The 14,851-nt window shown below is 64.0% G+C and carries 12 protein-coding genes and 1 pseudogene; 9 read left to right on the top strand and 4 right to left on the bottom strand.

Annotated elements, in window-relative coordinates; translation table 11 throughout:
- The first annotated feature begins 232 nt into the window (after positions 1-232).
- Positions 233-562 (top strand): hypothetical protein, encoded by a 330-nt coding sequence (locus tag F816_RS0101925; protein WP_019593308.1) that lies wholly within the window; start codon positions 233-235, stop codon positions 560-562.
- Here the strand turns inward: F816_RS0101925 and F816_RS0101920 are convergent.
- Positions 491-2,692, bottom strand: a complete 2,202-nt coding sequence (locus tag F816_RS0101920; RefSeq protein WP_026333093.1) for a transporter substrate-binding domain-containing protein — start codon at positions 2,690-2,692, stop codon at positions 491-493. The genes F816_RS0101925 and F816_RS0101920 overlap by 72 nt on opposite strands.
- Before the next feature lie 178 nt (positions 2,693-2,870).
- Between F816_RS0101920 and F816_RS0101915 the strand changes: the two genes are divergently transcribed.
- Positions 2,871-3,824: an ABC transporter substrate-binding protein gene (locus F816_RS0101915; RefSeq protein ID WP_019593306.1), complete on the top strand. Its 954-nt coding sequence runs from the start codon at positions 2,871-2,873 to the stop codon at positions 3,822-3,824.
- Complete coding sequence (locus F816_RS0101910; RefSeq protein ID WP_019593305.1) at positions 3,808-5,769, top strand: SpoIIE family protein phosphatase; 1,962 nt, start codon at positions 3,808-3,810, stop codon at positions 5,767-5,769. The genes F816_RS0101915 and F816_RS0101910 overlap by 17 nt, the downstream gene beginning before the upstream one ends.
- 29 nt (positions 5,770-5,798) lie before the next feature.
- Here the strand turns inward: F816_RS0101910 and F816_RS0101905 are convergent, their stop codons facing one another.
- Positions 5,799-6,140 carry an STAS domain-containing protein gene (locus F816_RS0101905; protein ID WP_019593304.1) on the bottom strand — a complete coding sequence of 114 codons (342 nt, stop codon included), beginning with the start codon at positions 6,138-6,140 and terminating at the stop codon, positions 5,799-5,801.
- A 32-nt stretch (positions 6,141-6,172) separates the two neighbouring features.
- Positions 6,173-6,580 carry an ATP-binding protein gene (locus F816_RS0101900; RefSeq protein WP_019593303.1) on the bottom strand — a complete coding sequence of 136 codons (408 nt, stop codon included), beginning with the start codon at positions 6,578-6,580 and terminating at the stop codon, positions 6,173-6,175.
- Positions 6,581-6,847: 267 nt separating this feature from the next.
- Here F816_RS0101900 and F816_RS14930 point away from each other — a divergent pair.
- The 6 genes and pseudogenes from F816_RS14930 to F816_RS0101875 form a co-directional block, all read left to right on the top strand.
- A pseudogene (locus tag F816_RS14930) lies at positions 6,848-6,978 on the top strand (IS5/IS1182 family transposase); the annotation flags it as partial.
- Positions 6,979-7,276: 298 nt separating this feature from the next.
- Positions 7,277-7,603 carry a hypothetical protein gene (locus tag F816_RS0101895; RefSeq protein ID WP_019593302.1) on the top strand — a complete coding sequence of 109 codons (327 nt, stop codon included), beginning with the start codon at positions 7,277-7,279 and terminating at the stop codon, positions 7,601-7,603.
- A gap of 621 nt (positions 7,604-8,224) precedes the next feature.
- Positions 8,225-9,625 carry a TolC family protein gene (locus tag F816_RS0101890; RefSeq protein WP_019593301.1) on the top strand — a complete coding sequence of 467 codons (1,401 nt, stop codon included), beginning with the start codon at positions 8,225-8,227 and terminating at the stop codon, positions 9,623-9,625.
- Complete coding sequence (locus F816_RS0101885; RefSeq protein ID WP_019593300.1) at positions 9,622-11,388, top strand: HlyD family secretion protein; 1,767 nt, start codon at positions 9,622-9,624, stop codon at positions 11,386-11,388. The genes F816_RS0101890 and F816_RS0101885 overlap by 4 nt, the downstream gene beginning before the upstream one ends.
- Positions 11,388-12,086 carry an ABC transporter ATP-binding protein gene (locus tag F816_RS0101880; RefSeq protein WP_019593299.1) on the top strand — a complete coding sequence of 233 codons (699 nt, stop codon included), beginning with the start codon at positions 11,388-11,390 and terminating at the stop codon, positions 12,084-12,086. Before F816_RS0101885 ends, F816_RS0101880 begins: the two co-directional genes overlap by 1 nt.
- Before the next feature lie 8 nt (positions 12,087-12,094).
- Entirely contained in the window at positions 12,095-13,279 is a 1,185-nt protein-coding gene (locus tag F816_RS0101875) for an ABC transporter permease (protein ID WP_026333092.1), read from the top strand.
- Here the strand turns inward: F816_RS0101875 and lnt are convergent.
- Positions 13,232-14,815, bottom strand: a complete 1,584-nt coding sequence (lnt, locus tag F816_RS13970; protein WP_019593297.1) for an apolipoprotein N-acyltransferase — start codon at positions 14,813-14,815, stop codon at positions 13,232-13,234. The two genes, F816_RS0101875 and lnt, sit on opposite strands and share 48 nt — an antisense overlap.
- Positions 14,816-14,851 lie beyond the last annotated feature (36 nt).

The raw sequence follows: 14,851 nt of genomic DNA, 5'->3' as shown, positions 1-14,851 counted from the left end.
AGCCCATAACGAGAAAGGGCACCCGAATGGGGTGCCCTTTCTCTGGAGTGTGGAGCGCCCGGAAGGATAGCGGCGACGCTGCGCGCCTTGCCCTTCCGGGTGTCGGCCTGGGGCCGACACGTTCCTCGCTGCGCTCGGGATCGAACCAGATTGTTGGGCGAAGGTTCGAACCCTTTGTGCCAGCGCAAACGAAAACCTGATTGGCAACGAGAGTCAGCCAGGCCGAAGGATCGTGCCGGAGCTGCGGACCAAGGGTTACCTGGGGCGGACGGTTGGTATCAAGATCCGGTATGACGATTTTCGTACGGCCACGCGCGATCTGACGCTGGAGGCCTGGACGGCCGATCCCGAGCAGATCCTGGCGGCCACCCGCGACTGCCTGCGCCGGACTCCGCTGGATCGCCCCATGCGCTTGCTGGGGGTGTGGAACGGCAAGCGGGCCCTGGACGCACGGCAGGGGGCGATGGAGCAGTGGCAGCAGGCCGTCTCCCTAGTGGGCCCCGGTCTGCATCATCATCTGCCGTTGGCGGCGGTCGCTGACGGCGGCCACGCCGCCTGGTGACAGACGCTGGTCCACGTAGTCGGCGAGCATCCACATCATCCGTTCGACCCGGTGGGTGCGTTGTAGCACTTGGTCCAGGGCGCCGCCGGGCGCTGGATCGGCCTTGAGGTAGCGGGCTCGGAGGTCGTCGAAACGTGCCCGTTGGTTGCGCGAGAGTTCCTGCAACCATTCGAAGTCTTCCCGTTCGCCGCTTTCCACCGCCATGCTGACGGTGTCCAGCAGGCTGCGCAGGCCCTCGGATACTCGGGTCTCCAGTTCGCCGGCCTCTTCCGCATCCGGTAGAGCGTCGGCGATCGGCATGCGCAGGTGGTCATAGAGTTGCTGCTCCAGTGCCCGGAGCGTGTCGAATCGGGCGCGTAGGTTTTGATAGCGCATGACCGTGGACTCGAACAGCGGTTCTCCGGCCAGAGCGGTGAACTCTGTCTGCCAGGGCTCCAGGGCATAGCCGAAGTCCTTGTGCAGCGATTCCAGGCGTCTCGGGTCGACACCGCGGGCGCGGCCGGTCTCGCTTTCTTCCAGGTAGGTCGACAGGCGCTGCCACAGGGCAGGTTCCGCCGCTTCCAGGGTATCCAGACGACGTTCCGGCAGGGTATGCGGGTCGCCCATCTGTAATGGGTTTACCCAGCCGGACCACAGCACCAGAAGCCGCGCCACGAACAGGCTGACGATGACCGCGTTGGTGACCATCAGTATGTAGAACATCGAGAGCTCCACCGGCGGCCAGAGGAGCAGTAGTGAATAGGCAATGCCGCCGACGATCGAGATCTCGGCGAAGGAGTCACGCTTGAGCATGTCGATGTTGAAGTCCGAGCGCACCACATCGCGCATGATCACGCCGAAGGACGCGGTGACCACGGCCATCACCGGGCCCCAGAGCCATAGCGGGCTGGCGTGGGCCTCGACCGCCACGCCCACGCCGATCACGGTGAACGCGGCCACCGCCCAGGCATCCAGGCCGTGCTGCACATTGCCCACCATGCGTCCGCCGAGGCCGGTGCGCTGACGTGCCAGTAGCCGCTGTGCGGGGGCGAGATGCACCAGCCAGTGGTCATGTAGCTTGTAGAGCGCGAAGCCCCCCAGCACCACTGCCAGCGGCAGTAGCAGGAATTCGGGGGTTTCGAAGATGAATATCGGATCGCGCCCCAGCAGCAGGTCACGCAGCACACCGCCGCCGATGGCCGGCAACGTGGCCAGCACCAGGGCGCCGAACAGGTTGTAGCGCTCGCGGCGCGCCAGCATTACGCCGGAGGCGGAGAAGGCGAGGATGCCCATCAGCGTCAGTGCGTTGAACCAGACCTCGCTGGTGGTCATGGCCAGAAACGCGGGTAGCAGGTGTTCCACTTCGAGGTTGGCGATCCGGCGGCTGTCCCCCAGAGCCTTCAGCTCGGCATCGAAGGCCTCGACGAATTCGCGTAGCACGGTGGCGCGGCTGAACATCACCCGTACGCCTACGGTTCCGAGGTCGATTCGGGCGCGGCGCACCTCGTTGGCGTGTCCGGTTTCGGCCAGGAACAGATCGAGGATCACCGGATCGGCGATAAACCCGTCGATGCTACCCTCCACCAGGGCGGCTACGTTCGCGGCGTCGCTGTCAGTCTCCAGGATTCGGGCTGCATCGCCTGGGTCCCGCACGAGGCGCGCGACCTCGGGGTCGGCGAAGGCATACCCTTGCGTGATGCCAAGGCGAAATTCCCCGCGTTCCACCGCTTCCAGGAAGTCGTTCCGGCTGGCCAGGCGGATGTCGTCGTCATCGCGCAGGTAGAGCGCGTTGCGTTCCTCGCGATAGGGCCGCGAGTAGTGCACGTAGCTCAGGCGTTCGGGTTCATAGTACGTGCCGACGACCAGATCGAGGGTGCCTTGTTTCAGCCCCGCCAGTTGGTCGGACCAGGGCATGGGGTCGTAGCGCACGGTACGTCCCGTGGCCTCGGCCGCCTCGCGGGCGACACGCAGATCCAGTCCCGTCGCGGCTCCGGATACGCCATCCGGATCGGCATATTGGTACGGCGGTCGCTCAAACCAGCCGGAACGCAGCGTCTCCGGCGGGCCCTCCGTTGCGACCGGAAGCGGCCCGGCGACGGGGTCGATCGGGTCGGCAGCGGCCACGGGAACCGTTACCAGTCCGGCCACCATCAACAACAAAACCACGAACAGATCCTGCAGCCGTCCCCGGATGCGCGAGGCCGTCCCGACCGGTATGCTGTCCGACGTTTTCATCCATCCTCCCGGTGGTCTTTAGCCGATGCCGAGCTCGTCCTTGCGCCTTCCATCACCGGGTCTCCCCTGGAACTCGACCCGGTGGGTCGGCCGGTTGCTGGCCCTGAGTCTGGTCCTGGCGGCGGGTTCGGCATTCGCGGAGCCCTTGCGTGTACAGCCGCACTGGGTTCCGCAGTCGCAGTTTGCCGGTTTTTATGTCGCCGCCGACCAGGGCTGGTACCGCGACGCCGGCCTGGACGTGGACATCCTTCCGCACGGCCCGGACTATCCGGCACCCGAGGCACTGGCTCGCGGCGAGGCCGATATTGCCCTGTTGTATCTGGTACAGGCGCTGGAGCTTCGCGACGCCGGTGTGGAGGTCGTCAACGTAGCACAACTGCTGCACGACTCGTCGCTGGTGATCGTGTCCTTTGCCGATCGCGACATCCTCGCGCCCGAGGACCTCGATGGGCGCCGCGTGGCGCGCTGGCAGAGCTTCCGCAATCAGCCCGAAGCGCTGTTTCGCGCCTACGGCGTGGAGCCGGAGGTTATCGATCAGGGATCGGGTGTAACGGCCCTTCGCTCGGGCGCGGTCGATGCGGCCATGGCCACCCGATTCAACGAAATGGTGGAGCTGTATCTTTCGGGGTTCGAGCCGGAGGAGCTTTCCACGATCGGGCTGGAGGAACACGGCACCGGCCTGGCCGAAGACGGGATCTACGTCCTCGAATCCACGCTGGAGGAGCGCCCGGAAGCCGTGAAGGCGTTCGTGGCTGCGTCGCTACGCGGTTGGCAGCACGCCTTTGAGCATCCGGAGCAGGCGGTGGATGCGGTTATGGAGCGGGTCCAGCAGCACGGTGAGCCCACGAACCGCGCCCACCAGAGCCTGATGCTCACGGTACTGCGTTCGCTTTACTTCGACTCGGACGGCCGCCTGCCAGCCCCGGTCCTCGACCCCAATGACTATCTAATGGCCCACAACTTGATGAATAACCTGGTCCGCCTTGAACGCGAACCCGCCGACTACGACACCTTCCACCGCCCGGTGATTGATGCACGCCCCGAGTAAGAGCCTGGCGGTACGTCTGGCGCTGGTCACCGTGGTGACGGTGGCGACCATCTTCTTCACGACGTCGGGGCTGCTGTACTACATGGTCCGCGACATCATGCTGGACCACGCGGAGCACCAGGCCCGCGAGCTGACCCGCGCCACGGCCGGGCGCATCGATGCGTCCCTCAACGAAGTCGCGGGTTCGGGGCGGACCCTGGCCGCCTCGTTGACTCAGGGCGGGCATGACCCCGAGGCCATGCGATCTCTACTGGAGTCGATTACGGCCAATACCGCCGCCGCCCAGGGCGCCGCGATTACCTGGGAGCCCGAAGCGGCAATCCCCGGACAGCGATACCACGGGCCCTTCGTCTATGAGGGACCCGATGGGGAATTGGAGTACATGAACCTCGGCGGGGACGACTTCGACTATTTCACCCGCGACTGGTATCAGATCCCCGCGCTCACCGGCGAAGCATTCTGGGCGGATCCGTTTGCATCGGCGGCCGATCCCGATCGCCTGATCACCACCTTCTCGACGCCCTTTTTTATGGCCAATGGCGCGGCGGACGGCACGGAGGTGCTTGGGGGGATCGTGACCCTCGACGTCGAGTTGCGACGTCTGACCGAGACCGTCGATGCGGTCGAGGTGCTGGACAGTGGCTTTGGCTTCCTGCTGAGCGGGCAGACGCGCTTCATCTCCTGGCCGAATAGCGACTGGATCATGCGCGAGAGCCTGTTCAGTCTGGCCGAGACGCTGGATGAACCGGAACTGCGTGAACTCGGGCGCATGCTGCAGCGCCAGGATGAGGGATTCAGTCGGTTGCCGAAGGCGCTGCTGGACGAACCCGCGCGGCTCTACCACGTCCGCCTCCCGGACCCGGACTGGGTGGTGGGGGTGGTGATCCCGGAGCGGGAACTGTTTGGTGATGTGCTGCGGGTGATGCACCTGGTGTTGATTATCGGGAGTGTCGGGTTCCTGATTCTTCTGGGGGCCATTATCGCGATCTCGCGGGGGATCACGCGCCCCTTGAAGGGGCTGGTCACCAGCGCCGGCGAGATCGCCCGGGGCAATCTCGACCAGCCGATGCCCCCCATTCAGTCTCAGGACGAGATCGGTGAGCTGGCTCGGTCCTTCGACGATATGCGCCTGTCGCTGAAGGACTACATCAACGACCTGACCGCGACCACGGCGGCCAAGGAGCGGATCGAGTCCGAGCTGAAGATCGCCCGCAACATTCAGATGAGCTTCCTGCCGCGGCGGTTGGAGCTTTCCCGGATGCAGGCGGATGTCGATCTGCACGCCGATCTGCTCCCGGCGCGTCAGGTCGGGGGTGATCTCTATGACTTTTTCACGATGGAGGATGACCGTCGCCTGTTCTTCGCGGTGGGCGACGTATCCGACAAGGGTGTTCCGGCTGCACTGTTCATGGCCGTCACCAAGACCCTGGTCAAGGGCATCGCGGAGCAGGAACCCGATCCGGGCCGCATCCTCGAACGGGTCAACAACGAGCTGTGCCTGAACAACGACAACGGGATGTTCGTGACCTATCTGTGCGGGATCCTCGACCTCGACAGCGGCGAGCTGGTGATGGCGAATGCGGGCCACAACCCGCCGTTGCTCCGGCGAGCGGATGGCACAGCCGAGTGGCTGAAGCTGGCACCCGGACTGGTGCTCGGGGCGATGGAAGACATGCCGTATGCGACCGAGCGCCTGCGTCTGGCGCCGGGGGAAGAGCTGCTGCTGTACACCGACGGCGTGACCGAGGCGGCGAATCCAGCGCAGGACCTGTTTGGCGAGGACCGCCTGATCCGCCTGTACGGCGAGCTAAAGGGCCGAGCGGTTGGGGAGCAGACGGCCGCCGTCATGAAGGCGGTAGAGGAGTTTGCCGGCGAGGCCGATCAGGCGGATGACGTCACCGTGCTGGCACTGCACTTTGTCGGGCCGGCGGGCGGACGCACCTGAGGCCCGGAAACAGGAGTCAGTACCGGGCTTCAGTCCTCGCCGCGGACGCGCGCCACGGCCACCGCCCGATCATCGCAGACGTCCAGGATCGACAGGAAGCCGCTGATCTCGAAGACCTCCCGGATCGGCTCATGAATCTCGCACAGCACCAGCTGGCCATCCAGCTGCCGAACCTTCTTCGCCGCCATCAGCATGACCCGCAGCCCGGCACTGGAGATGTATTCCAGGTCGGCAAACCGGATTACCAGGGTGGGCGAATCATCCAGAAGGGCGAGCAGTTTCGCCTCGAAAGCCGGCGACGTATTACTGTCCAGGCGCCCCTCGGGGCTCACCACGCATACGCCGTCCACCGTCTCTTTATTCAGTTCCATTACGTAATCGGGCCTTGTTGTTCAGTTCGTTGTCACTTGCGCTTGAGACGTCGCAGTCGAAGGCGATTCACTCCGTCGGCACTGTCGTACTGAATGTCGTCCATCAGCGTTCGGATGAAATACAGCCCCAGGCCTCCGATCGCGCGGTCTTCGACGCCTCCCTCCAGGGAGACCTCCGGTGCGTCCTCTAGCGGATGAAAGGAGTGGCCGTCATCGGTCACCACGACCGTCAGGCCTTCCGTGTCCGCCTCGAGTTCCACACCGATCCGGTGCTCGCCGCCGTCATCGAAGGCGTAGGACACGAGATTGGTAATCCATTCATCGAGCGCGAGATTCACGGTGTTGGCTTCTATGCCGGCGCGCTCGCAGAACGCCTCGACCTCACCTGCGAGTCGAGGGATCTCCGTCAGTTCGTTACCGATATCGAGACTGCACCGCACGCCGTCACTGGCCTCCGCTTGCTCGCATTCGTACCCAAAAGATCGCCGGAGCCCGCGTAGCCTTTTCGGACGCGGCGCTTACCTTTACAGGCGCAGGGTATAACACTCGGGTCACCGACACATGCGCATGGGCCGGTCGGGTGAAATCCGAACTCTGTGATGATGCCAATCTCTCCCACGCGCTACCGCGATATGCTCCGCTTTTCGCTGATCCGAACGCACCCCTGATCCCGCCTGCTGGCAGTTTTCCGTTTTGCGGGGGCATCGTCCGCAGGACCGGAAATCGCCCCTGTAACCGCCAAAAACGGCGGTTACAGGGAGTAAAACATGCCGGTGTGGCCCCAATGTCCTTCCCAAAATGCGTCGGTGGGACATGGAGCCGGATGCGGGCCCATTGATCAGTGTTTCCTTAGAGGTCAGGCTCGCGCCTGATCCTCCGTCTCGCGCCTGATCCTCCGTCTCGGTGCGGGTGCTCGCCGGAAGCGTGAGTTTTCCGTTAGTCGCATAGGGGCGAAATCTGAACTGAATCACGGTTTGTGTTCTGATAACGCTCGAAAGGCGCCTGGTTGGACACGGGCGATCATGACATCGGGGCGGTCGTTGCGCGGTTCCGATCGACGCGAGAGGTGATGGATGGAACGGTTGGCACGATGGGCGTTGGTGGCTTTGGTTGGGATAGCCACGATGTCGGCGGGGATGGCCGCAGCCGACGAGGTTTCCGAGCTGCGACTCGAGAACCGCTCCAGTCAGGCACTGCAGGGGACCATTACGGTCCTGCATGGATCGGCGGGCTACGAACAGCGGCAGTTCAGGCTTGCCCCCGGCGCCAGCGAGGAATTCGTCTGGGACGGCTGGTACGGAAACTATTCGTATCAACTGGACGGGGGCGACCTGAATTCGGTGCGGATGTCGCTGCCAGGATATGCCTCCTACTACTCCAGTGAAGTCGAGATCACCTGGTACGACGATCAGGGCGAACTGAGCCACCGGATCGAATGCTCCAACTCTTGCCGGTGGCCATGATCGAGGCCGTTTCGCGGCTGTAGTGTGCGTGCAGGCAAACGTCTGCACGATGGAATGATACGAACGATAAGAGTGTGCGGCCGGTAAGATCTTCGCCGATTCAAGAAGAAAGGCGAGCGGCCGTCTGATGGGTTCGACAATTTAGGAGAAAAGATGAAAAAGCGATTGGCTACGATGATGTTGTTGGGCGGGGTGATGCTGGGCGCGACCGCGAACGCTTCTACGATTTGTGTATGCGTGGGTATCGGTAGTACCGGAAGTGGTTGTGGCAGCAACGCAATCGGAGCGAACTTCGGGCAGTATTTTGCAAATGTGCGTAGCTCGGATCTGGACTCTTACGTACGCAAGCAGCATGCCGATCGGCTCAACAGTGGTGCCAGCAGTAGCGAGTATTCGTCCCAAACCGGTTGGCTGTGCACTCGGGAACGACGTTAGGTCTCGGTTCTAAACGAACCGAACGTGTTATGTAACACGCGAGGCTGGCCAGCATGCTGGGTTACAGGTGTGCTGGCCAGCTGGGCGTTTGCAGTGTCCGCATTGGTTGTGATGCCCGCGGCCGCTGCTCCTGCAAGTAGTTTTAATGTCCACGAATATGAGCCTGCCCCGCTGTCGGGCAGCGAGGTGGAATTGGGGCTGGCCGATGCCATTGCCCTGGCCCTGCGGCGCAATACCCAGCTGCAAAGCGCATATCTCGATCGCGTGGTGGATCAGTTGAATCTGGCGGTGGCCGAGGCGCAGTTTCGGCCGCGCGGTACGGTCGTTCTGGGTGCGCAGCAGAATCGGGCGCCCGGGGATGATGCCGCTACTCAGCGGTCGAGCACTCTCTCGCCGTCTCTGGATACCGAACTTCCGACCGGTGGCCGGATCGGCTTCAGCTGGAATCTCGACCAGGACCATGGTCTGGATGACCCCGCTGTCCAAACCTCTCGCAGTTCTCAGCTTTCGCTGGACCTCAATCAGCCTTTGTTGCGCGGCGGAGGTCTGGCGGTTGGGCGTGCGCCCCTGGAAATTGCCCGTTTGCAGGAAACCGCCAGCGCCTTGGGGTTGGAAGAGACGGTGGTTGCGACCATCGACAATGTGATTGCGGGGTACCGGGGGCTGTTGCAGGGGCAACAGCGCCTGGAGATCGCCAAGGTGTCCCTGGAGCGCACCGTTGAACAGCTTGAGCGCAATCGTGCACTGGTGGAGCGCGGCCGCATGGCATCCAACGAACTGGTGCAGACAGAGTCGCGCCTGGCCAATCAGCGTTTCAGTGTCAGCCAGGCCGAGGATGCTGTGGATCAGTCCCGTCTGGAACTCCTGCGCTTGCTGAACCTGGGGCGTGACACGCGTCTGCGTCTGCGTGACACGGTCGAGCTGGAGGCGCTTGAGAGCCTTCGAGTTCGGTCCCCTTCCCTGGATGATGCAACATCGATTGCACGTGAAAACCGTCCGGATTACTTGCGCCTGCGGATTGCCCGCGAGATCGAATCGATCGGGCAGATGCTGGCCGAGAATGAACATCTCTGGCGGCTCGATCTGAATGCCTCCCTGGATGCCGGGGCGACTGGGCGCAGCGCCGCGCAGTCCACCGGTTCGACGCTCGACGAGCGTCCGGGATATGCGCTGGGGCTGGAGCTGGAGATCCCGATTCTGGATCCGGAACGGCCGGTTCGGCTGCTCGAATCCCGCATTCGCCTGCAGCAATCGGAAATCCAGTTTGCCGAGCGAGAAGTCGAGCTGGAGCTGGAAGTGGAACGTGCGCTGAACGACCTGGACAGCCGTTGGCAACAGCTGGGTCTCGCGCAGCGATCGCTGGAATTGGCGCGCGAAAGCCTGGAGATCGAGCGTGAGCGGCTGGCGGTGGGACGGACGACGTCGTTCCAGGTCAATGCGACCGAGCAAAACCTCCAGCAGGCCGAACAGAGTTTGCTGGATGCCGTGATTGCGTATCTGAATGCACAAACCGCGCTGGACCGGGCGCTGGGGACCACGCTGGATAGCTGGGGGCTGTCGCTCCCTGAAGCGGGAGTGATGCCATGAGCGACAGGCAAGTTGTGTTGAGCCAGCAAATCCTGGATTCGATGGCGGATGGGGTGCTGGTGGTCGACGCCTCTGGCGCGATTACGACCTTGAATCCCGCCGGGGCTGCGATCCTCGGTCTGGGGACCGATGAAGCAGAAGGACGCAGCCTGGCCGAAGTGTTTATCGGCGAAGAGGGCTACGCGGACTTTGTCGATGCATTGTTCGCGGCGGTCTATTCGGGTGTGATGCAGCCCGACCAGATGGTGTCCATCCATGCGGGCGGACAGGCGCGCTCGCTGAAGTTGACCACCTCCTATCTGGCGCCCCGAAATACTGGGGGTGAACGTGCCGTGTTGGCGGTGTTTACCGATGTGACCGACCTGGAGCAGGCGCGCCAGGCGGAGCAGAGCCTTTCCGATGAGTTGCGTGGCAAGCACAAGGAATTGCAGGACGCCTACGTGGAAATCGAGGCGAACAGCGAGGCCTTGCAGCAGGCGTATCGCCGTTCCGGGCGGATGCGGTTGGTGATGACGGCCGCTGTGGTGGCCGTGTTCGCCGGTGCTGGGTACTGGGCCATTCCGAAAGCCGCATTACCCGAATTTGGTGCCAGCGATCCACAGGTCGTCGATCCTGGTCAGCCCGGGACGTTCGAGGTGCAATCGCGCGCGGTCGAAACCACCACGAGCTTTTCCGGGCGGTTCCGCCCGGGTGATGTCATTACGCTGGTCAGTCCTTTCGAGTCGACCGTGGTGGCTCGCCATGTCGAATATGGCGAGCGTGTGGCCGAGGGTGATCTGCTGCTGGAACTGGATTCGACCGAGATCGATATCCGCTATCGGCGTGCACGCAGCGACCTGGCCGATGCCGAGGCGGAGTTGGAGGACCTGGAAGACTGGGAGCAGGGGCGAGAGATGGCTAGTTCGCGCCGCAGTCTGAGACAGGCCGAACGCAGCTTGAGCAACGACCAGCGTGAACTGGACGATGTCGAGCATCTGTTCGACCGTGGCATCGTGCCCGAGCGCGAGTTGCGTTCGGCCCGGGAGCGGGTGGAGGAATCCCGAGTACGGGTTGAGGCGGCGCGAGAAGACCTTGCGGAGACCTCGCGCCAGGGCGGCGAGCGGGCGATTGCGCGGGCCCGTGTCGAAGTGGAGAACGCACGCGCGGAATATGAACAGATGCAGCGTCAGCGTGAGGGCGCGCGCGTATACGCCCCGGTCGACGGCGTCGTGCTGGCCCCGCTCGGCGAGGACCGGGATGATGGCGAACGGGTGGAGGCCGGGGGGCGTGTGTCCAGTGGTTCAGCCCTGCTGGCGGTGGGAGACCTGTCTTCCCTGGAGATCGAAGGCACCGTTGACGAGCTGGATATTCATGACGTTCAGGCCGGCCAGTCGGCCCGGGTGAACGTGGTGCGGGGCGGTGGCGACCCGATGCCGGCCCACGTGTCCTATGTGTCTTCGCAGGCGCAGGAGGGAAGTGGGCGGGGTCTGCCGTCCTTCCGCCTGATCGTGCGTATCGAGGATCTCGACGAGCAGGCCCTGGAGCGGATTCGAGTGGGAATGTCCGCCTCCGTGGATGTGATCACGCAGCAGGATCCGGACGCGCTGGTTGTGCCCCATGCCTATCTGGGCGGGAGCGGGTCGGAGCGCTGGGTCCTGCGGCAGACGTCCAATGGCTCCGAGCAGGTCGCCGTGGAACTTGGCCGGTCCCGATATGACGGCGTGCAGGTACAGAGCGGTCTGGAGTCTGGAGATCGATTGTTGCCACCCGGGGGCGAAGGCTGATGTCCGCGGTGCAACCGCTGGTCAGTCTGCAGGATGTCCATCGTTCCTACCGAGTCGGTCCCACCGATGTGCATGTACTGCGTGGCGTCCAGCTCGAGATCCACCGTGGTGAACTCGCCTCGCTGATGGGGGCTTCCGGCTCCGGTAAGTCCACGCTCATGAACATCATCGGGATGCTTGAGCGCCCGTCTTCGGGCGACTTTTTTTTCGAGGGTCAGGACGTCTTGCAACTCTCGCCCGATGCTTTGGCGCACTACCGCAATCAGCAGATCGGTTTCGTATTCCAGACCTTTCACCTGCTACCGCGACTGACGGCTCTGGATAACGTGGGGCTTCCGCTGCTGTATCAGGACGTGAGCAAGCGGGAGATGCGCCGCCGGGCGCGCGAGATTCTCGGCCGCGTCGGGATGGGCGACCGGGTCGATCACCGACCCAACGAACTCTCCGGCGGCCAGCGCCAGCGGGTTGCGATCGCGCGTGCATTGGTGGGCAACCCTTCCGTGGTGCTGGCGGATGAGCCCACCGGCGCGCTGGATTCGAGCGTGGGCCGCGAGATCATGGATCTGTTCCACGAGCTCAACGGCGAAGGCGTGACCGTGGTGATCATCACCCACGACTCGGCCATCGCACGGGAGTGTCCTCGGCAACTGGTCATCCGGGACGGTGTGGTCGCCGGCCCGGAGCAGGCGCCGGCATGAAGCTGGGGATGCTCCTGGGCGAGGCGAGCCGCAATATCGTGGCAACCAAGCAGCGCTCCCTGCTGGCGCTACTGGGGATCGTGATCGGCACGGCCTCGGTCATCGCGATGCTGAATGTTGGTTCCATCATGCACAACGCGGTTCTGGAACAGTTTCGTGCGATGGGGACCAATGTCGTCAATATTCGACAGCGCTACGCCACGGATGAGGATGACCCCGCGCGAAACCAGCTGGACCTTGAGCTGGCGCGGGCGATGGGCCCGGCTGTACCGCAACTGATTCAAGTCGCACCATTTGATGGGGCGAGTTCGCAACTGCGGGCGGGTGCGGAGACCCAAAATGTCCGGCTGACGGGGGCGACCGAGGCGTTACAGGGACTTTTGCGGGTGCGTCTGGCCGACGGACGCTGGGTCTCCGAACTGGATGGGGTGGAGTTGCAGGGCGTCATCGGTTCCGAAGTGGCATCCAACTACGCTGCGCAAACCAACCAGCCACTGCAAGTGGGCGATCGAGTAGGACTGGGTGGCTACACCATGACGGTGGCCGGGCTCCTGGAGCCGTACCCCAGAGGGGGCGGGGTGAGTCCGATCTCCCCGAACCGGACGATCTTTCTACCGATCGAAGCCTTGCAGCGCTTCGATGCCAGTGACGAGCTGGAAGGCATCCTGGCCCGTGTGCATCCGCAGGCCAACCATCAGGAACTGGCGCGAACCATCGAGACCTGGGTGGAGGAACGCGCCCCGGGGTTGCCCGTGGAGGTTAATAGCGCCGAACAGTTGCTGGCCAACATGGAGCAGCAAAGCCGCATGTTCACGATCATGCTGGGCGCGATCGGCAGTATTGCGCTCATCGTGGGCGGCGTTGGGATCATGAACATCATGCTGGTGTCGGTCACCGAACGGCGCAAGGAGATCGGCATTCGACTTGCCATTGGGGCTCGAAACGCTGACATCCGTCGCCAGTTCCTGGCCGAGGCGGTCATGCTGTGCCTGCTGGGCGGCGTCGTCGGGGCCGGGCTGGGAACAGGGGTGGCCATTACCTTTGCCCACTTCACCGGGAACGCATTCGTGGCGGCGCCCATGGCGGTACTGCTGGGTGTCTCGGTCTCCACGCTGACGGGGATCGCCTTCGGCTATTACCCCGCCCTACAGGCCTCGCGGCTGGACCCGATCATCGCGTTGCGCAGCGAGTAGGCCAAACCATCGTCGCCAGCCGTGGTAAAGGCTGGCCAGCAGAACCAGCACGGCCAGGCCCTGCAGGAAGCGATCGCCATGGCGTTGGTAGAACGGCCGTTCCGCCATGGTGTGGACCACAACGCTTTGGGTCGTGCTTCGCCACTGAGGGGTTTCGCTTCCCGGCACGACTCGGCCAGTCGCGTCGAAGACGGCGCCGCCCCCGGTGTTGTGCAGCATGACCATCGGGCTGCGGTTTTCCAGGCTGCGGGCCCGCGCGACGGCCCGGTGCGCATCGGCAGCTCGCGGAGACCCGAACCAGGCGTGATTGCTGATATTTACGATGATCCCCGCATGGCCTGACAGGTTCTCGCGCACGAGGTTGGCGAACAGACTCTCGAAGCAGATGGTCGGGGCCAGATGAACGCCATCGGGCCCTGTCAGGGGTTGCTCCGCTTGTCCCGGCGTGAAGCGCGAGGCATGCGGCAGACGCTCGCGCAGCCAGGGGAGTTGCGCTTCGAAGGGCAGGTACTCGCCGAACGGCACAAGCTTGCGTTTGCGGTAGGTCCCGGACAGGCCGGCGTCGGGCTCGAACAACAGGGCAACGTTATGGGTGCCCTGGGCCAGGTCAGCCCGGTGTTCGGTCCCGTTGACCAGTATGGGCACCCCGATCTCGTCAGCCAGGCTGGCAAGGGCGCGATGCCCCCAGGATTGCGGAGCGGCCTGGAGTGTCATGGCCGCCTCGGGCCAGATCACCAGGTCCAGGTCGGGGTCGGATGCGTGCAGGTCCCGAGTTTGTTCAATGGCGGTTTCGATATCGTTATCCCGATCGGCGGTCGGCATGTCGTCGCGCCGTGCATGTACTGGGATGTTGGGCTGCACCAGGCCCAATCGGGTGCTGTGTTCCGGGGCGGCCCGTTCCAGTGCCTCCAGGCGCAGACTGCCGTAGGTCAGCAGGGTTACCACCAGCAAGCCGAGCAGTATCGGCGCTGCCGGCATGAGCCTGTAACGACTCAGCGCGATCAGGATGCCGGTGGCGAGAAAGCCCATCGAGGCCGAGAAAAAGAGCAGCAGGGGAATGCCGCCAAGATCGACGATTTGCGCCAACAGGGGGTGGGCCAGCAGGGTGTAGGCGAAATGGCCGGGCATGATCTGCGGTGAGAATGACAGGGCCACAGTCAGCAGGCCCGCTGCAAGCAGGGCCTCAGCGGGGCGCTCCAGACGCAGCGCAAGTGCGGCGGCTGCACCGGCGAACAGCGCGTAGGGCGCTGCGTGCAATAGCGCCAACCCCAGCACCATCAGGCTGCCAAGGATCCACGAGAAACCCAGCCAGGCCTCGGCGCCCGATACCACCCATCCGAGCGATGGCAGCCAGTAGCCCAGGCCCGCCAGTAGCCCGGACGCAGCGGCTGCGCCGATGGTCAGGCCCTGCAAGGCGAGCCCCAGCAGGGCAATGGCTAACAGGATGAAGGCCCCGGGCAGCGGGCCCTCCGGGAAACTCAGGTGAAAGAGGGTCGCGGAACCCGCCAGCAGGCCCGCACGCGCGAGTGCGGACATAGCGGACGGCGAGATCACCGGTGCCGCAACGGTGGG

The sequence above is a fragment of the Thioalkalivibrio sp. ALM2T genome (assembly GCF_000381505.1).
Lineage (GTDB): Bacteria > Pseudomonadota > Gammaproteobacteria > Ectothiorhodospirales > Ectothiorhodospiraceae > Thioalkalivibrio > Thioalkalivibrio versutus.
Note: the sequence above shows the minus strand (reverse complement) of the source record. Positions and strands in the feature narration are given on the sequence as shown.

Excerpts from the sequence above, each read along its gene's own strand:
- F816_RS0101875 (WP_026333092.1), top strand. The coding sequence starts at position 12,095 with ATGCTCCTGGGCGAGGCGAGCCGCAATATCGTGGCAACCAAGCAGCGC.
- F816_RS0101885 (WP_019593300.1), top strand. The coding sequence starts at position 9,622 with ATGAGCGACAGGCAAGTTGTGTTGAGCCAGCAAATCCTGGATTCGATG.
- F816_RS0101895 (WP_019593302.1), top strand. The coding sequence starts at position 7,277 with ATGGCCGCAGCCGACGAGGTTTCCGAGCTGCGACTCGAGAACCGCTCC.
- lnt (WP_019593297.1), bottom strand. The coding sequence starts at position 14,815 with ATGTCCGCACTCGCGCGTGCGGGCCTGCTGGCGGGTTCCGCGACCCTC.
- F816_RS0101920 (WP_026333093.1), bottom strand. The coding sequence starts at position 2,692 with ATGGTGGCCGGACTGGTAACGGTTCCCGTGGCCGCTGCCGACCCGATC.
- F816_RS0101905 (WP_019593304.1), bottom strand. The coding sequence starts at position 6,140 with ATGGAACTGAATAAAGAGACGGTGGACGGCGTATGCGTGGTGAGCCCC.
- F816_RS0101880 (WP_019593299.1), top strand. The coding sequence starts at position 11,388 with ATGTCCGCGGTGCAACCGCTGGTCAGTCTGCAGGATGTCCATCGTTCC.
- F816_RS0101910 (WP_019593305.1), top strand. The coding sequence starts at position 3,808 with ATGCACGCCCCGAGTAAGAGCCTGGCGGTACGTCTGGCGCTGGTCACC.